Here is a 21,615-nt window from a genome sequence, read left to right as displayed (position 1 = left end):
CCGTCTGTCTCGCCCGGATCAATACGCCCAAACGGTCGAGGTTCCACCCCCGCTGCCTATCGTGACAGGATGACGCTCTTCGTTTAGGACCGCCCGCTCAGGTTCAGAACGCTCAAAAGACGATCCCATGGCCGGCCACTCGAAATTCAAGAACATCATGCACCGCAAGGGGCGCGCCGATGCGCAGCGCTCCAAGCTGTTCTCCAAACTGTCGCGCGACATCACCGTGGCGGCCAAGTCGGGCCTGCCGGATCCGGCGGCGAACCCGCGCCTGCGCCTGGCGGTGAACAACGCCAAGGCCGAAAGCCTGCCCAAGGACGTGATCCAGCGCGCGATCAACAAGGCCTCGGGCGGCGACGTCGATACGATGGAGGAGGTCCGCTACGAGGGCAGGGGCCCGGGCGGCGTGGGCATCATCGTCGAGGCCTTGACCGACAACCGCAACCGCGCGGCGTCCAACATCGGCGCGGCCTTCAAGAAGAACGGCGGTGCCCTGAGCGAGATGAACTCGGTCGCCTTCATGTGGGACAAGGTCGGCAAGATCACCTATGCCGCCGAGGCCGGTTCGGAAGACGCCGTGATGGAGGCCGCCATCGAGGCCGGCGCCCAGGACGTCGAGAGCGACCTGGTCAAGCCCGACATCTATGAGGACGCGCCGGGCCACACGATCTGGACCGCCTTCGAGGACCTGAACGACGTTGCCGAGGCCATGTCCAAGGTGCTGGGCGATCCCAAGTCCACCGCCATTGTGTGGAAGCCGCAGTCCGAAGTGCCGGTGACCGGCGAGGCCGTCGGCACACTGTTCAAGCTGCTGGACGCGCTGGACGCCGAGGACGACGTGTCGGCGGTCTATTCGAACGAGGACATCTCCGACGAGGACGCGGCCAAGTACGCGGGCTGATCCCGAACGACCGCGAGTCGTTCGCACGGAACCGGGTCGTGCGCCGGGCGTAACGAGGCTTCACCGTTACGCCTGGAGCCCCCTATGGACATCACCCAGCTGATCCTCGACGACCATGCCGAACAGCGTCGGCTGTTTGCGATCATCGAACAGATCGACCCAAAGGACACCGATGCGCTGAGCGCCGTCTGGTCGCGGTTGTCGGCGTTCCTGGATGTGCACGCCGAGGCCGAGGAGCGGTTCTTCTATCCGGAGCTGCTGAAGCAGGGCGAGGGCGCCAACGACGCCGAGGACGGCACGGTCGAGGGCGAGACCGAAGACGCCATCGAGGACCACAACAAGCTGCGCGATGCGGTCAAGGCGGTCGAAAAGCACAAGGTCGGCACCAAGGCCTGGTTCGACGCCGTGGGCGAGGCGAACGTCGTCAACTCCAAACACATGGGCGAGGAAGAGCGGCAGGGGCTGACTGACTTCCGCATGAACGCCGACGTCGAGACGCGCCATGAGCTGGCGGTGAAGTTCGCCGCCTTCGAGGCCGAGTACATCACCGGCGTCAAGCCGGTGAACAAGGACCCCGAGACCTATATCGAAAAGCACGGCTGAAGCGGCCGCTGCGACCACGATGTCGCAGCATCGTCCGTCCAAGGAACATCCGCGCTCGGCGCATCGTTGAGCGCGGATGAATCTGGGTAGTCTGGAAGGCGCCGTCCTGCCGATCCTCGGCGCGGTGATCTCGGGCGGGCTCATCGGCTTCGAACGCGAATGGCGGGGTCGGGCGGCGGGCCTGAGAACGCACATTCTGGTCAGCCTGGCGTCGGCCCTGCTGATGCTGGCGGCCATGTCGCAGGCGGATTGGGCGTTCCGCGCTCTGCCCGACGAGAACATCGTCACAGACCCGACGCGGATGGCGCACGGCGTGCTAACGGGAATCGGGTTCCTGTGCGCAGGAGTGATCTTCCGCACCGGGTTTTCGATCCACGGGCTGACCACGGCGGCGTCGCTGTGGATCACCTCGGCGATCGGCATTCTGTTCGGGGCGGGCCTCTATGCGCTGGGCGCGGCGGCGACGGTGGTCACGGCGCTGATCCTGATCGGGCTGAAGCTGATCAACGGGCGCTTGCCGGCGCGCACCGTGGTGGACGCAGACGTGTGCTGGGAGCGGCGCGAGGTGTCTCCGGAGCCGGCGATCGAGGCGGCGCTGAAAGCCATCGATGCGGACGCGCGACACGACCGATTCGAGCTGCTGGATGGACATACCATTCGACGGACCTGGCGATTGAAGGCCGCCGATGAAAGTCAGCTGAAGCGGCTGGCGGAACAGCTGTGCGCCATACCGGGCGTGGTCGCGTACAGCCTGGACCCGCGCGACGACTGAAACCGTTCATTGCCCGATAACCCTCTTTGCGGCATGAGGGGAACGGATGGCGAACGACCCTGTCAGAATCATCGGCCTGGACCCCGGCCTGCGACGCACCGGCTGGGGCGTGATCGCGTCTGACGGCGCGCGGCTGAGGTGGGTGGCGCATGGGGTGGTGGCCCCGCCCGAGACCGCGCCGTTCAGCGAGCGGCTGCTGCATCTGTTCGAGGCGCTGGGAACGATCTGCGCCGACCACGGCTGCGAGGAGGCGGCGGTGGAAGAGGTGTTCGTCAACGTGAACCCGTCTTCGACGCTGAAGCTGGGTCATGCGCGGGCAGCCGTGATGCTGGCGCCGGCCAAGGCGGGCCTGACGGTGGCGGAATATTCGCCGAACCTGATCAAGAAGGCGGTGGTGGGCGCAGGCCATGCGGACAAGAGCCAGATCGCCTTCATGGTCAAACGGCTGCTGCCGACGGCCGGGGACGTGAAGGCGGATGCGGCCGACGCCCTGGCGGTCGCGATCACCCATGCGCAGCTCAGGAAGCGGTCCTTGCTGGAAGCGATGCACCGGGGGGCGGCGTGATCGGGCGGTTGAGAGGCGTGCTGGCCGAGATCGGCGAGGCGGAATGCCTGATCGACTGCGCGGGCGTGGGCTATGTCGTGTCGTGCGGGGCGCGGACTCTGGGGCGATTGCCGGCGCCGGGCGACGAGGCGACGGTGCATGTCCATTCCCAGTGGAGCGAAGATGCGGGGCCGCGCCTGTATGGATTTCTGACGCGCGACGAGCGGCGGGCCTTCACGACCCTGTTGGCCATTCAGGGCGTGGGGCCAAAGGCGGCGCTGGCGGTGCTGGATGTCCTGCCGCCCGGCGAACTGGCGTCGGCGGTGGCGCGCGAGGACAAGGCGGCGGTGGCGCGGGCCAACGGCGTGGGGCCCAAGCTGGCGCTGCGGATCGTGACCGAGCTGAAGGGCAAGGCCTTGGGTGACGCCAGCTTTGCGCCTGTCGCACCCGGCATGCACATCGAGATCGCACCGCCCGTTCCGTCCATCACCGGCGAGGCCGTGTCCGCCCTGCTTGGGCTGGGCGTCGCCGAGGTCAATGCGCGCCGGGCCGTGGATCAGGCGTTGATCCGTTTGGGCGAAGATGCGGAGCTGTCGGCGGTGATCCGTGCGGCGCTGCAGGAGTTGGGGCGGTGAGAAGGGAGTGGCGAGTGGCGAGTGGCGAGTGGCGAGAAGTGAGAAGTGCTAGTGAGCAAGAGGTGAGCTGCGGCGCGTCGGCGGTCTTTCGGATCCGCTCACCCCTGCGCTCACTTCCCAGCTCACTCTTCACTCGCCACTCGCCACTCGCCACTCACCACTCAACACCCACTCGCCACTCGGGCCAGCCATGACCCGCGTCATCTCCCCCGAGGCCGAGACCGGCGAATCCTTTGATCGCGCGCTGCGGCCGCAGACGTTGTCGGAATTCGTCGGCCAGTCGCAGGCCAAGGGCAATCTGAAGGTCTTCATCGATGCGGCGCGCGGCCGGGCCGAGGCGCTGGACCATGTGTTGCTGTTCGGACCGCCAGGACTGGGCAAGACGACGCTGGCGCAGATCGTGTCGCGCGAGCTGGGCGTGGGGTTCCGTGCGACCTCCGGGCCGATCCTGGCCAAGGCGGGCGATCTGGCGGCGATCCTGACCAACCTTGAGCCGCGCGACGTCCTGTTCATCGACGAGATCCATCGCTTGAGCCCCCAGGTCGAGGAGATCCTGTATCCGGCCATGGAGGATCATGTGCTGGACCTGATCATCGGCGAGGGGCCGTCGGCGCGCTCGGTGCGGATCGATCTGGCGCCGTTCACGCTGGTGGGGGCGACGACGCGGGCGGGCCTGTTGGCCACGCCGTTGCGCGACCGGTTCGGCATTCCGCTGCGGCTGGAGTTCTACACCCCCGACGAACTGACGGCCGTGGTGCGCGGCACGGCGCGCAAGATGGGCGCGGCCATCGACGAGGCCGGCGCGCGCGAGATCGCCTCGCGGGCGCGCGGCACGCCGCGCATCGCCGGGCGCCTGCTGCGCCGGGTGCGGGATTTCGCCTCGGCCGAAGGGGCCGAGACGATTTCGAAACTGGTGGCGGCGCGGGCGCTGGCGCGGCTGGAGGTGGACGAGGCCGGGCTGGACAGCCTGGACCGGCGCTTCCTGAAGGCCCTGATCGAGAACTATGGCGGCGGGCCGGTGGGGATGGACACATTGGCGGCCGCCATCGCCGAGGCGCGCGACGCGGTCGAGGACGTGATCGAACCCTATCTGTTGCAACAGGGCTTCATCATGCGCACCCCGCGCGGCCGCATGGCCTGCGCCAAGGCCTATGCGCATCTGGGCCTCAGCGCGCCGGCGCAACCGGCCGCCGGTCCCGTACCGGGCGACCTGTTCGAATAGGCGTTGCCAAGCGGGCCGGGCGGGGGTTTGCTGGGGGCGAACCGGAGCCGTCGTCCCATGATCCTGCGCACCCTGGCCGTGATGGCGTTTGCGGTCGGCCTGACCGGTCTGGCGCCGTCTGCGAGGGCGGCGGCCCCCATCTTCACCGACAAGGCCTGTCCCAGTGATTGGCCGACGGGTCTGCGCGAGGTGCGGTGCGGGACCCTGACGGTGGACGAGGCGCGCGACGGGTCGGTCAGCGATCGGCGCATCGATATCGCCGTGGTCATCTTCAAGGCCAGCGCGCCCTACAAGGACGCCTCGGGCCAGGCGCTGCCGCCGATGGTGATGTTCCACGGCGGGCCGGGCGGCGCCCTGACGCCGGGGGCGGGGCGGATGCTGGCGGCGCTTCGTCGCAATTCGGAAGCCTTTGCGGTGGATCAGGACGTGATTCTGTTCGACCAGCGGGGCGGCGGGGCGAGTAATCCATCGATGGACTGTCCGGGCGTCGAACTGACCGATGCGGGGCCGCCGTCCGACGAGGACCGCGACGGACTGATCGCCTGTCTGAAGGGGTATCAGGCGCAAGGGATCGACCTGAACCAGTACAACGCCGCCGCCATCGCCGACGATGTGAAGGACATGGCCCAGGCCCTGGGTCTGGCCAAGATCGACCTGTGGGGCGGATCGTACGGGCCGCGCATCGAGGCGGCGGTCATCACCCACCAGCCCCAGGTCGTGCGCGCCGCCGTGATGGACAGCCCCTGGCCGCCCGAGGGCAACTGGGCCGTCGGCACGCCTGAACAGGTGTCGGCGGCGGTGAAGATCATCCTGGCCAAATGCGCGGCCCAAGCGGCCTGCGCGGCGCAGCATCCGGACCTTCAGGCGCGGTTCGAGGCCGAGGCGCGCAAATGGCTGGCCGGACCGGTGACAGGCAAGGACGGGCGCAGCTTCAACGTCGACGACCTGTCGGCCTTCTTGATGGACACGACCTATAGCGCGACGGGCGTGCGCAGCCTGCCGATCGATCTGGACAAGATCATCGCCGGCGACCTGACGCCGGTCGCGGAGATCGCCGAGGACCGCACCTATTATTTCGAGGGCCAGCACATGGCCCATCTGTGCAAGGAAGAACTGCCGTTCGAATCCAAGGCGCGGCTGGCGGCCGGGGCGGCGGGCGATCCGGTTGCCGAGGTGCTGGTTCCGTCGCTGTCGCGGCTGTTCGACGTCTGCGCGGCGGTGGGCGAACGGCCGGCGCTGCCGATCGAGAATCTGCCTGTCCAGACCGACATCCCGACCCTGTTCGTCGCCGCCGAGATCGATCCGGGCTGTCCGCCGCCGCTGACCGAGGCCGCCGCCAAGGGCTATTCGAACAGCCAGGTGGTGATCGTGACCAATGCGACCCACGGCGTCATCAACGCCAGCCCCTGCACGCGCAAGATGGCGCGTGACTTCCTGCGTGATCCGTCCAAGCCGGTGGATCGGACCTGCCTGCCCGCCGCCGACACGCCGCTGGACTTCACCCTGGATGCGCCCGCCGCATGAGGGTGATGCGCCATCGCAGCCGGCTTCAGCAGCGGCTGATGATCGCAGCGGCGCTGGTTCTCGCCCTTTGCGCGGTCGGCGTTTGGGTGCTGATGCAGCCGTCAAACACCCCGTCGCTCGAGCCGGCCGACGCGCGGGTGATGCGCCAGATCCGCACCCAGGCGGGGCGCGGCGCCGAGCTGCGCTACGCCGAGAACGGCGAAAGGCGATCGGTGTGCGGCTATGTCGGGCGCGTCGCGGGAGGGCCCGCGGTGGGCTTCGTCTCCATCCCGAACCGCATCCTGTTCAGCGACGACCCCCTGCCGACCGAGTTTCGCGAAATGCGCCAAAGCTACTGCCCCGGACTTTTGGAGAGGCCGGGATCGCAGGTGGTGCGCTAAAGTCCGTCCATGAACATCGACCAACCCACCGCCGGCCGTTTCGAGGGGCGCGATCACCTGTTGCCGGTGCGCGTCTATTATGAGGACACCGATTTCACCGGCCTGGTCTATCACGCCAACTATGTGCGCTATTTCGAGCGGGGGCGGTCCGATTTCCTGCGCGCCATCGGGGTGGGGCACGCCGATCTGCTGGAGGAGGCCGAGCCGCTGGCCTTCGTGGTATCCGAGCTGAACATCAGATATCTGAAGCCCGCACGGATCGACGACGCCCTGGTGGTGCGCACCGTTTACGAGCAGGTGAAGGGCGTGCGGCTGATCATCCGCCAGAGCGTGGAGCGGGCCGGCGAGGTGCTGTGCCGGGCAGAGGTGACGGCGGTGTGCATCCATCTGGACGGGCGGCCGCGACGGCCGTCGAAGGGTCTGGTCGAGAAGGTCACGCCGTGGCTGGCGGCCGGCGGGACCGCCGACTAGGATTGCGCCAACGAGGGGGAAAACGTCATGACCGCAGAAACCTATAGGATGTCCGCCAGCGCGGTGATCGTCACGATCGTGCTGTTCGTGCTGCTGGTCGGCGGCGGGCTGGTGGGCTGTCCCTATTACAAGGTCTGGGAGCGCAAGATGGCGGGCCAGGCCGAGCTGCAATACCAGCAGGGCGCGCGCCAAGCCCTGATCGCGCAGGCCGCCGCAGAAGACGAGGCGGCGATCAAGCGCGCCGAGGCGGCGACGCGCCGGGTCCTGGGCTGGACCGACGCGGCCAAGCGCGGCTGCGCCGAATTGGGCCGGGCGGGCGATCGCCAGTGCGAGGAGCAACTGCTCAAGGACGCCGCCACCTATTCCATCGCCAAGGAAGGCCACGAGGGCGTCATCATCAGCGTCGGCGCCCCGGTCTCTGTCGCGGTCGATCCGAATGCGCGCCGGACGGCGTCCGAGTAACCTGCCGTTAACCCTTATGACGCGCCTGTCAGATGACGGGCGGACGGGTCGGGGCTAAACGGGCCGGACGCCACACAATGGTCACGTCCGCTCGGTCGAAGAGGGACGTGACGATCTCGATTCCGCCCGGAGCGCCTGAATGACCACGCCTGTCGACGCCGCGATGATGAACCCGGTCGAGCTGTTCATGACCGCCGACTGGGTGGTCAAGAGCGTGATGATCGGGCTGGCGGCGGCCTCGATCTGGTCGTGGACGATCATCATCGACAAGGCGGTGCGGTTCACGGCGCTGAACAAGCGCGCCGACGACTTCGAAAAGTCGGTTCAATCGGGCCGGTCGCTGGAAGAGGTGGCGTCCCAGGCCGGACCCGAGCCGGACCACGCCCTGCCGCGCATGCTGGTGATCGCCCTGTCGGACTGGCGCGAGGCGCGTCAGCGCGGGGCGTTGAACGAGCATCAGGGCGAGCTGCTGCTGGTGCGGATCGACAAGGCGATGAACAGCCTGATCTCGCGCGAGGGCCAGCGGATCGAGAACGGCCTGGGCGTGCTGTCGGTGGTGGCTACGGCCTCGCCCTTCATCGGCCTGTTCGGCACGGTGTGGGGCATCATGAATGCGTTCGGGCGGATCGCGGCGGCGGGCAACACCAATCTGACCACGGTGGCGCCGGCCATCGCCGAAGCCCTGTTCGCCACGGCCATCGGCCTGGCGGCGGCCATCCCGGCCTATATCGCCTACAACAAGTTTTCGATCGACGCGGGCAAGTTCACGGGGCGCCTGGAGGCATTCGCCGACGATCTGCAGGCCGCCGTGGCGCGCCGCCTGGGCAGCCCGTCGGCCCCGCCGCCTCCGCCCCCGCCGTCCAGCGACCTCAGCCTGAAGCGGGGCGTCTGAGCCATGGCCCTGGGCGGTGGTGGTGCGAGCGGCGGCGGGCGTCGAGGACGCAGGGGGCGTAAAGGGCCTCTGACCGAGATCAACGTCACGCCCCTGGTGGACGTGATGCTGGTGCTGCTGATCATCTTCATGATCTCGGCGCCCCTGCTGACGGTGGGCGTGCCGGTCGAACTGCCCAAGACCGAGGCCAGCGCGGTCGAGATCAAGTCCGAACCCTTGTCGGTCAGCATCGACCAGCAGGGCGCGATCTTCGTCGGCGACAGCGAGACGGCGTTCGACGCCCTGTCCACGCGCCTGTTGACCGAGGCGGGTGGCGCCGACAAGGCGGCCGAGCGACCGGTGTTCGTGCGGGCCGACGGGCGCGCGCCCTATCAGGCGGTGGCGCGGGTGATGGCGCGGTTGAGCGCCTCGGGCTTCACCAAGCTGAACCTGATCACCGACACGGCGCCGGAGGCCTGACTCCTTTGCGTCGGCCGAGCCCCGCCATTCTGGGATCTCTCGCCCTGCACGCCGGGGTGATCGCGCTCGCCTTCGTGACCTTTTCGCACAAGATGGACGAGGACGAGACGCCGCTGGTCGCCTCGGTGCCGGTGACCATCGTGTCGGAAGAGGTGATCCAGGCGGCGCCGGCGGACAATCCGCAGCCCGAACCTTCGCCCGACGACGCCGCGACCGCCCCGGTGCAGCAGCCCGATCCCGTGCCGCCGACGCCCGAGCCGACGCCGCCGCAACCCCAGCCGCGCCCGACCCCGACCCCGCCGCGGCCCACGCCGCCGCGCCCGACGCCGACGCCGACGCCGACGCCGAAGCCCACGCCGACCCCGACGCCGCCGCGTCCGACGCCTCGACCCCAGCCGCCGACGCCTGCGCCGCCGACCAAGGCCCAGCCGACCCCGCGCCCGGCGACGCCCGCGCCCGCCCGCCCGGCGCCCCAGCGCACAGAGCCGAGCCTGGATCTGGACGCCCTGGCCGGACCGACGCGCCCGACCAACAATCGCGGCCGACCGGCGACGGGTCAGCAGGGTGCAGGCGCGGCGTCCCAGGCCACGGGCCCGCAGATCACGGCCATCTTCAATCAGGTCTATCCGAACTGGATCCTGCCCTGCGACATCCCCGGCGCGGACCAGCTGCGCATCCAGGTCGAACTGACCCTGTCGGCCGATGGGCGGATCACGCGCGGGCCCAGCCTGATCAACGCCCAGTCGTCGAACGTCTATCGCGCCGCCGCCGACGGCGCCCTGCGCGCCCTGCGCCAGACCGCGCCCTTCGACGTGCCGCAGGGCTTCCCCGGCGGTGTCTATCGCCCGACCTTCAACACCGAACGGGCGTGCCGCAATCGCTGATCCGCCACACCTGAAGAACGCCGTCCCGAATGTCGCCCCATTCCCCGTGAAGCTGGTGAAAGTCGAACGGCCCGGCGATAAGGGGCGGCGATCCTTCGAGACTTATGGGAGCATCTGATGCGTCTGAACCTTCTTCTGGCCTCCGTGGCGGCTGTCGCGATGGCGGCGCCCCTGACCACTGCCGCCCAGACGCCGCAGCAGAACCAGCCGGTCGAGGTCGAGATCGATCAGGGCGTGCTGCGCCCGCTTCAGATCGCGGTGGTGCCGTTCGCCGGAACGCATGGGTCGGACATCTCCAATGTCGTCAGCGCCAACCTGAAGCGGTCGGGCTTCTTCGAGCCGCTGAACCCGTCCAGCTTCATCGAGACCGGGCTAACCCTGGCCAATGCGCCGAACTTCCCGCAGTGGACCCAGATCGGGGCGCAGGCGGTGTTGTACGGCGGCGTGACAACACGGGGAGACGGGCGGCTGGACGTGGGCTTCCGACTGTATGACCCCTACCGCCAGTGCCAGCTGGTCAGCTATCAGTTCACCGCGACCCAGGAGCAATGGCGCCGGATTGCGCACAAGATTTCCGACGTCATCTATCAGCGCATGACCGGCGAGGCGGGCTTCTTCGATAGCCGCGTGATCTTCGTATCCGAGGAGGGCACGCAGTTGAACCGGATCAACCGCCTGACCATCGCCGATCAGGACGGGTTCAATCCGACCTATCTGACGCAGGGCGACGAGGTGATCATGTCGCCGCGCTTCTCGCTGTCGCAGCCGGACGAGATCACCTATGTGGCGCTGGGCAAGGATTACAGCCGCATCTACCTCTATAATCTGACCACCGGCCGGCGCGAGAGCCTGGGCGAGTTCGACGGTCAGGTGCTGGCGCCGCGCTTCTCCAACGACGGCAACAAGATCGCGTTTTCGATCATTCGGGGCGGCAATACCGACGTCTATGTGATGGACCTCAGAAGCCGTCAGATCTCGCGTCTGACCAGCGATCCGGGCATCGACACCTCGCCGTCCTTCAGCCCGGACGGCAGCCAGATCGTCTTCACCTCGGACCGTTCGGGCTCGGCGCGGCTATATGTCATGCGTGCGGACGGATCGGGCCAGCGGCCGATCTCGCGCGGCGGCGGCGTCTATACGGCCCCGTCATGGAGCCCGACCGGCAATCTGATCGCCTTCACCAAACAGGGCGGCGGCCGGTTTTCGACCGGCGTGATGAACGCCGACGGCTCGGGCGAGCGCATCCTTTCGTCCAGCTATTTCGAGGAGGGGCCAAACTGGGCGCCGAACGGTCGATATGTGATGTTCGCGCGCCAGACGCCGGGCGGCGACACGCGTCTGTGGACCGTGGACCTGTCGGGGCGCGTGGTGTCGCAGGCGGGCTATAACGGGCGCGGGACCGACCCAGCCTGGTCGCCGCTGCTGGACCGTGGCCCGAGCAATCTGGGCGTGAACCAGGGCGCCGACAGCTGCCCCGCCTAAACGCCGCACCGACACCGTCGGAGCCTTAAAGCTCAACTGTGCGTTATCGCCTCTAGCGTCGAAAAATCGGCCGAGGCAGACAGTAAAGCCAAGCTTGAGGCCCGCCCCTTGCCAGAAACGATACGTCAGGAGACGACCCCATGAAGACTTCCCGCATTCTCAAACTGGCGATGGTCGGCTGCGCCGTCGCCGCCATGGCCGCCTGCACCCGAAAGCCCCCGGTCGAGACCGGCGTGCCCGGTCCGAACGACGGCACCACCCAACCGACGGGTCCGGCCTATCCGACCGCGCCCACCGGCCCGGTAACCGGCGGCAACATGGGTTCGGCCGCGCCAGGCACCGAACAGGACTTCGTCGTCAACGTCGGCGACCGCATCTATTTCGACCTGGATTCCTATGAGGTCCGTCCCGAGGCCATGCCGCGCCTGGACGCCCAGGCCCAGTGGCTGCAGCGCTATCCGTCCGTGACGGTCCGCATCGAAGGCAACGCCGACGAACGCGGCACGCGCGAATACAATCTGGCGCTGGGCGCTCGCCGTGCGGAATCGGTGCGGACCTATCTGATCAACCGGGGCATTCCGGCCGGCCGGATCGACACCATCAGCTTCGGCAAGGAGCGGCCGATCGCGGAAGGCTCGAACGAAGACGCCTTCGCCCGCAACCGTAACGCCCACACCGCCATCGTCTCGGGCGCGCCGCGCTGACGACCGGCTGATCGGCTGATCTGAAAGAGGCGCCGGCCGCAGGGTCGGCGCCTCTTTTCGTTTCCGCGCTTGTCCTGACGCCAGGCTGGCGGCAGAACCGTCGTCATAGGGATCGGGGGATCAGCGAATGGACATCGAAGGGGCGGGCGCCGTCGTCACGGGCGGACTGGTCGCAGGCGCGATTGAAAAGCCGACGGGCAAGGCCGGCGAGGCCCACCCCCACGGCGTCTGTTCCGACTGCGGCGCCGAAACGAGCGGAAACTTCTGCGCAAACTGCGGCCAGCCGACCCATGTCCATCGCACCCTGCTGCACCTGGGTGAAGAGCTGCTGCACGGGGTCATGCATTTCGACGCCCGGATCTGGCGCACCCTGCCGCTGCTGTGGCTGAACCCCGGAAAGCTGACGCGCGAGTGGATCGAGGGCAAGCGCACGCGCTACGTCTCGCCGCTGGCGATCTTCCTGTTCACCCTGTTCGTGATGTTCTTCGCGCTCAGCTTCATGCCGCACCCGGAATCCAAGGCCGAGGGCGCAGAGATGGCCGACCGGACCGCGTCCCAGCGCGTCGGCCTGGCCGAGGCGGAAAAGGCCCTGGTCCAGATGCGGGCCGAAAGCGGCGCCCGGCCGGACCCCACGATGCAGATGGCGATCAACGCCGGACAGAAGCTGGTCGATGACCGCCGCGCGGCCCTGGCCCGGCTGGAGACCGAGCAGCGCGACGGTCGCGCCGACGGTCTGAAGCCCGGCAGTTGGCAGGCCGGGATCAAGGACATGGCGACCGAAGAGGCCGGCGAGACCAAGCTGAAGGTCATGGGCAAGGACGCCGAGAAGGAGGGGCACGGCATCGGCGCCACGGTGTTGAAGAAGCTGCAGAACCCGGACCTGGCGGCTTATAAGTTCCAGCAGACGGTGTACAAGTTCGCCTTCCTGCTGGTGCCCTTGTCCATCCCGTTCGTGGCCCTGCTTTTCCTGTGGAAGCGCGGCTTCACCCTGTACGACCACGGGGTGTTCGTTCTGTACTCGCTGACCTTTATGGCCATGCTGCTGATGCTGATGGTGCTGTCGGCGACGATCGCCGGGTGGCTGGGCGCCATCGTCATTCCGCTGGGGCTGCTGGCCGTGCCCGTGCATGTGTTCGCCCAGATGAAGGGCGCCTATTCGCTGTCCTGGTTCTCGGCCCTGTGGCGGACGATCGCGCTGTTGGTGTTCTGCAACATCGTGGTCGGCCTGTTCATCACGGCCATCGTCTATCTGGGCTTGGGTCACTAGCTCGGCCTTGCGGCGGCCCCAAATCGGTGAAAGCTAGACGCATGACCAAGCTCTCGATTTCTCGTGCTCATCTGCTCGCCGCCGCCGCCCTTGGGGTTGTCCTGATCGGAGGCGGCGCGGTCGCCCAGCAGGCCCAGCCCAACATCATGGAGCGGACCGAGTGGGACAATCGCCGCCTGGACCAGCTGGACCGCAATGTGCGCCGTCTGGAGCGGGCGCTGACCCAGAGGAACGCCGTCGGCCAGCCCGTTCTGGTCGAGCCGGACCCCGAGGTGGTGACGCTGCAGGGGCAGTTCGCCCTGATGGACCGACGCCTGGGCGACCTGGAGGCCACGGTGCGCCGGATCAACGGCGACAACGAGCGGCTGACCTTCCAGCTGGACGAGGCCACGCGCGAGAACGAGACGCTGAAGACGCGTCTGGCCGACGCCGAGGGCCGGTTGCAGAAGCTGGAAACCCAGGCCGAACTGAATGCGCCGATCGAGGCGACCTCGCCCACCGGCGACGCGACCCGCGATCTGGCGGCGGCGGTGGCCCTGCTGGCGACCGACAAGCCGCGCGGCGAGCGGGCGCTGGAAACGGTGATCGCGGCCTGGCCCGATACGCCGCAGTCGCGCGAGGCCAACTCGCGTTTGGGCGACTTGCGCGTCGCGGCGAACGACAAGGCGGGGGCGGTGCCCTATTACGCCGCCGCGCTGAAGGATTGGCCGCGCATCGGCTGGGCGGCGGACACGACGCTGAAACTGGCCGACGCCCTGTTCGCGACGCAGAGGAAGCCGCAAGGGTGCGCGGCCCTGGCTGAATTCACGCGCCGCTATGCGCCCGCCGCCTCTGACCCGCAAAAGGCGCGGGCGGCCCAGTTGAAGACGACGGGTTCCTGCGCCTGACGGCTGACCCGGATGTCAGAGCGCGAGCGTTCGCGCGGCTGGATGCGCGACTGACGCGGGACACAGGCCGGCCGCTGGCGCTGGCTCTGTCGGGGGGCGGGGATTCCATCGCCCTGCTGCGACTGGCGACCGAATGGGGGCGGACACGCGGGCGTTCGGTGCTGGCCCTGACCGTCGATCATCGGCTGAATGCGGACAGCGGCCTCTGGACCGATTTTGCGGCCCGGGCGGCGAGGGACGCCGCTGCCGACTGGCGCGGGTTGAGCTGGAACGGGGACAAGCCCGCGACCGGCCTGACGGCGGCGGCGCGGGCGGCGCGGCATGGGCTGATTGCGGATGCGGCGCGCGCGGCGGGGGCGTCGGTCGTCCTGTTCGCCCACACCGCCGACGACATCGCCGAGGCCGATCTGATGCGGAGCGAAGGCTCGACCCTGGGGCGGGTGCGCGAATGGTCGCCGTCGCCGGCCTGGCCCGAGGGGCGAGGCCTGATGCTGCTGCGACCGCTGCTGGGCGAGCGGCGGGCGGCATTGCGCGACTGGTTGGCGGGGCAGGGGGCCGACTGGATCGAGGACCCCGCCAACGCCGATCCCCGCTTCGGCCGCAGCCGGGCGCGTCAGGCTCTGGCGGGCGCGACGCCTCGGTTGATCGATCAGGCGCCCTCGAAAACCGGGGCGCGGCCGATGATCGAGGGTGAGGCCATGGTGCGTGTGGACCGCGGCATGGGCGCGCGGGCGCTGGCGGCGGCGCTGGTCTGCGTCGGCGGCGGATCGACGCCGCCTCGGGGCGCGCGGTTGGACGCCCTGACGGCGCGGCTGAAGGCGAGTGAGGATTTCGCGGCGACCCTGTGTGGGACGCGGATCGAGGCTGTCGGCGCGGCGGTGCGGCTGATGCGCGAGGCCGGCGAGCTGCGCAGACGAGACATTTCGCCGCTGGCGCTGAAGCCCGGCGTCGAGGCGGTTTGGGACGGCCGGTTCGTCATTTGCGCCGATCGCCCCGGCTGGTCTGTGGTTGCGGCGCGGGGGCGGTTGGCCCGCCTGTCGGAGGCAGACAGGGCCGAGATCAATCGGCTGCCGGCGGCGACGCGCGGGGCCTGGCCTGTGTTGATCAGGGACGGCGCTGTGGCCCCGGTTCTTGCAGGCGAAGGGGTCGAACGGCGCGGCCTTGTCGCGGAACGGCTCAGGCTGGCGCTGGACGAAACGACGCACGAAGACGACCTGATTTCCGCCACCCGATAGCGTAACGCTGATTAAGCCCCTATTTTCCCAGACAGACACATCCAGACCGTCGATCCCATCGGGGTCGCGGACGACCGAGGACCTCAATGAACCTGCGTAATCTGGCGATCACCGGCGTGATCATTCTGGCGTTGCTGGCGGGCTATGTGGCGCTGTCGCAGGGTGGCGCCATGAACGGCGTGACGGGCCAGCCTGCCGGCAAGCCCGAGGCCATCAGCTATTCCCAGCTGGTGCAGCGCGTGAACGCGGGCGAGGTCAAACAGGTGACCATCCGCCTGGACAAGGTGAACGGCGAGCTGAAGAACGGCGAACGCTTCACCTCCACCACCGTCTATCCGAACGAACAACTGGTGGCCCAGATGCTGGCCGCCAACGTCGAGATCGACGCCAAGTCGGGCGGCCAGTCGATCTGGATGAGCCTGCTGCTGGGCATCCTGCCCATCGCGCTGCTGATCGGGGTATGGATCTTCTTCATGCGCCAGATGCAGGGCGGGGCGAAGGGCGCGATGGGCTTCGGCAAGTCCAAGGCCAAGCTGCTGACCGAGCACAAGGGACGCAAGACCTTCGACGACGTCGCCGGCGTGGACGAGGCCAAGGACGAGCTGCAGGAGGTCGTCGACTTCCTGAAGGATCCGGGCAAGTTCCAGCGTCTGGGCGGCAAGATCCCCAAGGGCGCCCTGCTGGTCGGCCCTCCCGGCACCGGCAAGACGCTGCTGGCGCGCGCGGTCGCAGGCGAGGCGGGCGTGCCCTTCTTCTCGATCTCGGGTTCGGACTTCGTCGAGATGTTCGTCGGCGTCGGCGCCAGCCGCGTGCGCGACATGTTCGAACAGGCCAAGAAGAATGCGCCCTGCATCATCTTCATCGACGAAATCGACGCCGTGGGTCGCCACCGGGGCGCCGGTCTGGGCGGCGGCAATGACGAGCGTGAGCAGACGCTGAACCAGCTGCTGGTCGAGATGGACGGCTTCGAGGCGTCCGAGAACATCATCCTGATCGCTGCGACCAACCGTCCCGACGTGCTGGACCCGGCCCTGCTGCGTCCCGGCCGTTTCGACCGCCAGGTGGTGGTGCCGAACCCCGACGTCTCAGGCCGCGAACGCATCCTGCGCGTCCACATGAAGGACGTGCCCCTGGCCGCCGATGTGAATGTGAAGACCATCGCGCGCGGCACGCCCGGCTTCTCGGGCGCCGACCTGGCCAACCTGGTCAACGAGGCGGCCCTGATGGCGGCGCGCAAAGACCGTCGCATGGTCACCCACCGCGACTTCGAAGACGCCAAGGACAAGGTGCTGATGGGCTCGGAGCGTCGCTCCATGGCGATGAACGAGGAAGAAAAGCGTCTGACCGCCTATCACGAGGCCGGTCACGCCATTGTCGCCATGAACGTCAAGATGGCCGACCCGGTGCACAAGGCGACCATCGTCCCGCGCGGCCGGGCGCTGGGCATGGTCATGCAGTTGCCGGAGGGCGACCGCTATTCGATGAAGTATCAGCAGATGATCGACCGGATCGCCATCATGGCGGGCGGCCGCGTCGCCGAGGAGCTGATCTTCGGGCCGGAGAACATCACCTCGGGCGCCAGCTCGGACATCGAACAGGCGACCAAGCTAGCCCGCGCCATGGTCACCCGCTGGGGCTTCTCGGACAAGCTGGGCACCGTGGCCTATGGCGAGAACCAGGAAGAGGTGTTCCTGGGCCACTCGGTCGCCCGTAGCCAGAACATCTCCGAAGAGACGGCGCGCACCATCGACGAAGAAGTCCGTCGCCTGGTGACCTCGGGCTGGGATGAAGCGCGCACGATCCTGACCACCAAGGCCGAGGACCACGAGAAACTGTCTCAGGCCCTGCTGGAATACGAAACCCTGTCGGGCGAGGAGATCAAGGACCTGCTGGAGAAGGGCGTCGCGCCGAACCGTGACGAGAACAACTTCCCCAACGCCGGGCCTTCGGTCTCGGTGCCGGTGACGCCGGTGTCGGACGGCACGGACATCGAGGTTCCGGTCGCCGCGCCGGCTGCGACCAGCGTGCCGACCGTTCACTGAACCCAAGGCCTGATCTGAAGATGGACCCGTCGGGAGAGCGATCTCCCGGCGGGTTTTCTTTGGGCGTTTGGCTGACGCACCGGCCAGCGTAATGAGCATTTCAACGAACAAGTTTGCATCACAAACCTGTCTGTGAGATATGGCGGTTTCAATCGTGGGAGGGACGTCATGTTGATATCGAAAGCAGAGCAGGGGGAGCGGCTGCATGGGCTGGATGCGCTGCGCGCCGGGGCGCTGCTGCTGGGGGTGGTGCTTCACGCCAGCCTGTCCTTCGTCCCGCAGCAGATCTGGATCGTGGCGGACGACAGCCGGTCGATCGGCGCCGCCTGGCTGTTCTTCGCCATCCATCTGTTTCGCATGACGGCCTTCTTCCTCATCGCGGGCCTGTTCGCGCACAGGATGCTGGCGCGGCGAGGTTGGGTCGCCTTCGCCAAGGATCGGGTGGTGCGGATCGCCGGGCCGCTGGGGGCCTTCTGGTTTCCGGTCATGGCGGGGATCGTCACGGCCCTGGCCTGGAATGCTCATGCCAATGGTCTGGTGACGCCCGGCGCGCCGCCGCCGCCGCCGCCGACCTATGACTGGACCAACTTTCCGCTGACCCACCTGTGGTTTCTGTGGGTGCTGACCCTGTTCTACGCCGTCGTCCTGATCGTGCGGGCGGCGCTGGCTGTGCTGGATCGCAACGGACGGGCGGGCCCGTTGGTGGACAGAATCACCGGCGCGCTGATCGGCCCGTGGACGCCTGCCGTGCTGGCCGCCCCGCTCGTCTTTGCGCTGTGGCTGGATCCGAAGTGGATCGCCTTCTTCGCCGTGCCGACGCCGGACGCGGGCGTGATCCCGAACACCTCCGCCCTGATCGGATTCGGCCTCGCCTTCGGCCTGGGCTTCGCGCTGGACCGGCGGCGTGATCTGCTGGACCGGATCGCCAAATGGTCGCCGCTGTTCCTGTGCGTGGCGCTGGTTTCGGGCGTGACGGCCTATATCCTTGCGGGCGGACCGAGCATCGCGCCGATGGGCGAGCCGACGGCCGGCAAGGCCCTGGCCGCCGCCGTCACGGCGGTCGCCGTCTATGCCTCGGCCTTGGCGGCAATGGGACTGTGCCTGCGGTTCGCCTTGGGCCACAGTCCGGTTCGGCGCTACCTCTCCGACGCCTCCTACTGGATCTATATCGTGCATCTGCCGCTGGTCATGCTGGCCCAGGTCTGGGTGCAGGATTGGGCCGGGCCGTGGTGGGTGAAGCTGATCGGCGTGTCGGCGGGCGTCTTCGCCGTGTGCCTGACGTCCTACGAACTGCTGATCCGCCACAGCTTTATGGGGCGATGGCTGAATGGCCGGCGCGTGCCGTGGCGCAACCGACCTGCGCCTGCGCTGATCCCCGCCGAATAATTTGCAAACCCTTCCGGCGGCGTCCATCCGAGGGACGCGCCCGTCGCACAGGAATCACACAGCGATGTCCGACAAGTCCCGCACCGGCCCGGAGGCCGACCTGGCCTTCATGAAGGCCATTGTTCAGGGCGGCAATAATCCCAGGGCGACCCTGACGCTGGGCGTCGCCTATCTGGCGGGCGGTCTGCTCTATGGTCTGCAATGCCTGTTCCATATCGGTCAGGTGTGGGGGATCGTGCGCTGGCCGCCGCTGGGAAATCTCAGCTTTGTGGTCGCCATCACGGTCGCCTTTCTTGTCGTCCTGACCTGGGCCGTGCGTGAGGATCGCAAGACGGGGACGGCCGGCCCGATCGTCACCCGCACGCTGAATGCCGCCTTCAGCGGCGCGGGCATGGCCAATCTGGCGATCATCATCGTGTTCGGCGTGGGGGCGCGCCGCGATCAGGACTTCGCGGTCTGGCTCTATTATCCGGCGATGATCTTCGCGCTTCAGTCGGCGGCCTGGTTCGTGGCCTACAGTCTGAAGAAGAAGCCATGGATGCTGGCGACGTCGTTAGGCGGCTGGATCACGGCGGTCGCGCTGGGTGTGCTGGTTCGCGACGCGGTGGTCTATCTCTACGTCTGCACCCTCGCCCTGTTCGTGCTCTTCGCGGGACCGGGCTGGATCATGACGCGTGCGGCGCTGAAGGCCCGCGCCAATGATGCGGATGTCGGCTGATCCATGGGACTGGACGCGCTCGGCAAGATCGACGAGGTCATCCACGGCCGGATGCGGCTGGGGATCATGGTCTATCTGGCCGACGCCGAGGCCGCCGACTTCACCGAGCTGAAGACGGTGTTGGAGGCGACGCAGGGCAATCTGTCCGTCCACATCAAGAAGCTGGAGGAGGCGGGATACGTCGCCGTGGCCAAGAGCTTCGTGAACAACAAACCCCTGACCCGCGTGACCATCACCCCGTCAGGACGCAAGGCCTTCGCCGCCTATCTGGAGGCGCTGGGCGGCCTGATCGGACGCTCGGCCTGATGGCGCCGATGGTCGTTGATCCGGACAAGGTGCGGGCGTTCGAGACGCCCGAGGCGTTCGAGGCCTGGCTGGCTGCGAACCACGACCGCGCGACCGAGCTCTGGATCCGCATCTTCAAGGTCAAGTCGGGCGTCGCCTCGATCACCTGGGTCGAGGCGGTGGACGTGCTCGTGTGCTGGGGCTGGATCGACGGGATCAAGAAAAGCTTGGATGCCGACAGCTTCCTGCAACGCGTCTCGCCGCGCGGCAAGAAGAGCGTCTGGAGCCAGATCAACGTCGCCAATGTCGCGCGCCTGATCGAGAACGGGCGGATGACGCCGCACGGGCTGAAACACGTCGAGGCGGCCAAGGCGGACGGGCGCTGGGACGCGGCCTACCGCATCAAGGGCTCGACCGCGCCCGACGACCTGATGGCCGCCATCGACGCCGAGCCGCAGGCACGGGCGACGTTCGACACCCTAACGGCGCAGAACAGGTTCGCCCTGACCTATCGCACCGAGGCGCCGAAGACCCCGGCGGGCCGCGTCAAGGCCATCGCCCGCCTGGTGGAGATGCTGAAACGGGGCGAGACGCCCCACCCGCAGAAGAGGGCGTGACCGTGTCGATTCCGCAGGTGATGGGCATCGTCAATGTGACGCCCGACAGTTTCTCGGACGGAGGGCGGTGGGCCTCGACGGAGGCGGCGATCGATCAGGCCGTGCGGCTGGTCGCGGACGGGGCTGATGTGCTCGATATCGGCGGGGAGAGCACGCGGCCGGGAGCCGAACCGGTAGGGGAGGCCGAGGAGATCGACCGGGTCGCGCCGGTCATCGCCGGCGTCCGCGCGCGCTGGGGCGGAGCGATCAGCGTCGATACGATGAAGCCCGCCGTCGCCCGCGCCGCCGTCGCGGCCGGGGCGACGATGTGGAACGACGTAACCGCGCTGAGCCATGCGCCCGACAGTGGGGCGGTCGCGGCCGAGCTGGGTTGCGACGTGGTGCTGATGCACATGCAGGGTGAACCCCGCACGATGCAGGCGGACCCGCGCTATGACGACGTGGTGGGCGAAGTCCGGGATTATCTGCGTGGCCGGGCCGAGGCGGCGATGACGGCGGGCGTGGCGCGCGAGCGGATCTGGCTGGATCCCGGCATCGGGTTCGGCAAGACCCTGGCGCACAATCTGGCGCTGACGGCGCGGTTGGGCGCGCTGACCGATCTGGGCTTTCCGGTGCTGTACGCCGCCAGCCGCAAGCGCACGATCCAGGCCATCGACTCGACGGGGGTGGACGCGACCGACCGGCTGGGCGGGTCGCTGGCGCTGGCGCTGGAAGGCGCGCGGCGCGGCGCGCGGATGGTGCGGGTCCACGACGTGCGCGAGACGGTGCAGGCGCTGAAGGTTCAGGCGGCGGTGAAGGCGGCGGTGACAGCGGCGGATTGAAGGCCCGCGACGGACGGTCGCAGCCGGTGTAGAGGGCAGGTCTGCAACAGCCCTGATGCGCCACATGCCCCTGACCGCCTACCTCGCCCCCATCGTCATGCTGTGCCTGTCGAACGTCTTCATGACCTTCGCCTGGTACGGCCATCTGAAGTTCGATCACAGGCCGCTGTGGATCCTGGTCATCGCCAGCTGGGGCATCGCCTTCTTCGAATACTGGCTGGCGGTGCCGGCCAATCGCATCGGCATCCAGGTCTATTCGCCGGCCGAACTGAAGACGATGCAGGAGGTGATCACCCTGTTGGTCTTCGCCGGGTTCTCGGTCCTGTATCTGGGCGAGAAGCTGACTGTGAACCACCTGGTCGGCTTCGCCTTCATCGCGCTTGGGGCCTTCTTCATCTTCAAGGGGCCGCTGGGCGGCTGAT

25 protein-coding genes are annotated in these 21,615 nt (G+C 68.0%); all 25 read left to right on the top strand.

Going from position 1 to position 21,615, the window contains the following annotated elements; translation table 11 throughout:
* The first annotated feature begins 127 nt into the window (after window positions 1-127).
* The 25 genes from KAK88_RS15490 to KAK88_RS15370 all read left to right on the top strand — a co-directional run bounded on the left by KAK88_RS15490 (window position 128) and on the right by KAK88_RS15370 (window position 21,614).
* A complete protein-coding gene (locus tag KAK88_RS15490) occupies window positions 128-901 on the top strand; it encodes a YebC/PmpR family DNA-binding transcriptional regulator (RefSeq protein WP_045809692.1) in 774 nt (257 codons plus the stop codon).
* A gap of 84 nt (window positions 902-985) precedes the next feature.
* The gene (locus KAK88_RS15485) at window positions 986-1,504 is read left to right on the top strand and encodes a hemerythrin domain-containing protein (RefSeq protein ID WP_055753938.1); all 519 of its coding nucleotides are present in this window, start codon (window positions 986-988) and stop codon (window positions 1,502-1,504) included.
* A gap of 76 nt (window positions 1,505-1,580) precedes the next feature.
* Complete coding sequence (locus tag KAK88_RS15480) at window positions 1,581-2,276, top strand: MgtC/SapB family protein (protein WP_242077308.1); 696 nt, start codon at window positions 1,581-1,583, stop codon at window positions 2,274-2,276.
* 46 nt (window positions 2,277-2,322) lie between these two features.
* A complete protein-coding gene (gene ruvC / locus KAK88_RS15475) occupies window positions 2,323-2,841 on the top strand; it encodes a crossover junction endodeoxyribonuclease RuvC (RefSeq protein WP_242077307.1) in 519 nt (172 codons plus the stop codon).
* The gene (gene ruvA / locus KAK88_RS15470; RefSeq protein ID WP_242077306.1) at window positions 2,838-3,455 is read left to right on the top strand and encodes a Holliday junction branch migration protein RuvA; all 618 of its coding nucleotides are present in this window, start codon (window positions 2,838-2,840) and stop codon (window positions 3,453-3,455) included. Before ruvC ends, ruvA begins: the two co-directional genes overlap by 4 nt.
* 190 nt (window positions 3,456-3,645) lie before the next feature.
* Complete coding sequence (gene ruvB, locus KAK88_RS15465; protein WP_017506438.1) at window positions 3,646-4,677, top strand: Holliday junction branch migration DNA helicase RuvB; 1,032 nt, start codon at window positions 3,646-3,648, stop codon at window positions 4,675-4,677.
* A gap of 57 nt (window positions 4,678-4,734) precedes the next feature.
* Window positions 4,735-6,201 (top strand): alpha/beta hydrolase, encoded by a 1,467-nt coding sequence (locus tag KAK88_RS15460; protein ID WP_242077305.1) that lies wholly within the window; start codon window positions 4,735-4,737, stop codon window positions 6,199-6,201.
* 5 nt (window positions 6,202-6,206) lie between these two features.
* Window positions 6,207-6,581, top strand: coding sequence for a hypothetical protein (locus KAK88_RS15455; protein WP_242077304.1), 375 nt, complete (start codon window positions 6,207-6,209; stop codon window positions 6,579-6,581).
* A gap of 9 nt (window positions 6,582-6,590) precedes the next feature.
* Window positions 6,591-7,052 carry a tol-pal system-associated acyl-CoA thioesterase gene (ybgC, locus tag KAK88_RS15450; RefSeq protein ID WP_277928806.1) on the top strand — a complete coding sequence of 154 codons (462 nt, stop codon included), beginning with the start codon at window positions 6,591-6,593 and terminating at the stop codon, window positions 7,050-7,052.
* Window positions 7,053-7,079: 27 nt separating this feature from the next.
* Window positions 7,080-7,514, top strand: a complete 435-nt coding sequence (locus KAK88_RS15445) for a hypothetical protein (protein WP_242077303.1) — start codon at window positions 7,080-7,082, stop codon at window positions 7,512-7,514.
* A 139-nt stretch (window positions 7,515-7,653) separates the two neighbouring features.
* Window positions 7,654-8,406, top strand: coding sequence for a protein TolQ (tolQ, locus tag KAK88_RS15440; RefSeq protein ID WP_052247725.1), 753 nt, complete (start codon window positions 7,654-7,656; stop codon window positions 8,404-8,406).
* A 3-nt stretch (window positions 8,407-8,409) separates the two neighbouring features.
* Window positions 8,410-8,865, top strand: a complete 456-nt coding sequence (locus KAK88_RS15435; protein WP_039246166.1) for an ExbD/TolR family protein — start codon at window positions 8,410-8,412, stop codon at window positions 8,863-8,865.
* Window positions 8,866-8,870: 5 nt separating this feature from the next.
* Window positions 8,871-9,749 (top strand): cell envelope integrity protein TolA, encoded by an 879-nt coding sequence (locus KAK88_RS15430; protein ID WP_242077302.1) that lies wholly within the window; start codon window positions 8,871-8,873, stop codon window positions 9,747-9,749.
* A 117-nt stretch (window positions 9,750-9,866) separates the two neighbouring features.
* Window positions 9,867-11,231: a Tol-Pal system beta propeller repeat protein TolB gene (gene tolB / locus KAK88_RS15425; protein WP_242077301.1), complete on the top strand. Its 1,365-nt coding sequence runs from the start codon at window positions 9,867-9,869 to the stop codon at window positions 11,229-11,231.
* 140 nt (window positions 11,232-11,371) lie between these two features.
* Complete coding sequence (gene pal / locus KAK88_RS15420; RefSeq protein ID WP_039246161.1) at window positions 11,372-11,935, top strand: peptidoglycan-associated lipoprotein Pal; 564 nt, start codon at window positions 11,372-11,374, stop codon at window positions 11,933-11,935.
* A 127-nt stretch (window positions 11,936-12,062) separates the two neighbouring features.
* Window positions 12,063-13,202: a DUF3667 domain-containing protein gene (locus KAK88_RS15415; RefSeq protein WP_242077300.1), complete on the top strand. Its 1,140-nt coding sequence runs from the start codon at window positions 12,063-12,065 to the stop codon at window positions 13,200-13,202.
* Window positions 13,203-13,243: 41 nt separating this feature from the next.
* Entirely contained in the window at window positions 13,244-14,089 is an 846-nt protein-coding gene (locus tag KAK88_RS15410; protein ID WP_242077299.1) for a tol-pal system protein, read from the top strand.
* Window positions 14,080-15,324 (top strand): tRNA lysidine(34) synthetase TilS, encoded by a 1,245-nt coding sequence (tilS, locus tag KAK88_RS15405; protein ID WP_347265483.1) that lies wholly within the window; start codon window positions 14,080-14,082, stop codon window positions 15,322-15,324. Before KAK88_RS15410 ends, tilS begins: the two co-directional genes overlap by 10 nt.
* An 86-nt stretch (window positions 15,325-15,410) precedes the next feature.
* Window positions 15,411-17,366: an ATP-dependent zinc metalloprotease FtsH gene (ftsH, locus tag KAK88_RS15400; protein ID WP_242077298.1), complete on the top strand. Its 1,956-nt coding sequence runs from the start codon at window positions 15,411-15,413 to the stop codon at window positions 17,364-17,366.
* A 168-nt stretch (window positions 17,367-17,534) separates the two neighbouring features.
* Window positions 17,535-18,752 carry an acyltransferase family protein gene (locus KAK88_RS15395; protein ID WP_242077297.1) on the top strand — a complete coding sequence of 406 codons (1,218 nt, stop codon included), beginning with the start codon at window positions 17,535-17,537 and terminating at the stop codon, window positions 18,750-18,752.
* 64 nt (window positions 18,753-18,816) lie between these two features.
* Window positions 18,817-19,470, top strand: coding sequence for a hypothetical protein (locus tag KAK88_RS15390; protein WP_242077296.1), 654 nt, complete (start codon window positions 18,817-18,819; stop codon window positions 19,468-19,470).
* Between the two features lie 3 nt (window positions 19,471-19,473).
* Entirely contained in the window at window positions 19,474-19,776 is a 303-nt protein-coding gene (locus KAK88_RS15385; protein WP_242077295.1) for a winged helix-turn-helix domain-containing protein, read from the top strand.
* Window positions 19,776-20,372 carry a YdeI/OmpD-associated family protein gene (locus KAK88_RS15380; protein ID WP_242077294.1) on the top strand — a complete coding sequence of 199 codons (597 nt, stop codon included), beginning with the start codon at window positions 19,776-19,778 and terminating at the stop codon, window positions 20,370-20,372. Before KAK88_RS15385 ends, KAK88_RS15380 begins: the two co-directional genes overlap by 1 nt.
* A gap of 20 nt (window positions 20,373-20,392) precedes the next feature.
* Window positions 20,393-21,193, top strand: coding sequence for a dihydropteroate synthase (folP, locus tag KAK88_RS15375; protein WP_242078617.1), 801 nt, complete (start codon window positions 20,393-20,395; stop codon window positions 21,191-21,193).
* A 64-nt stretch (window positions 21,194-21,257) separates the two neighbouring features.
* Complete coding sequence (locus KAK88_RS15370; RefSeq protein WP_242078616.1) at window positions 21,258-21,614, top strand: DMT family protein; 357 nt, start codon at window positions 21,258-21,260, stop codon at window positions 21,612-21,614.
* The last annotated feature ends 1 nt before the right edge of the window (window position 21,615 follow it).

It is taken from the genome of Brevundimonas diminuta (assembly GCF_022654015.1).
Lineage (GTDB): Bacteria > Pseudomonadota > Alphaproteobacteria > Caulobacterales > Caulobacteraceae > Brevundimonas > Brevundimonas diminuta_C.
The sequence above is the reverse complement of the archived record's forward strand: the minus strand, read 5'-3'. Positions and strand labels throughout refer to the sequence as shown.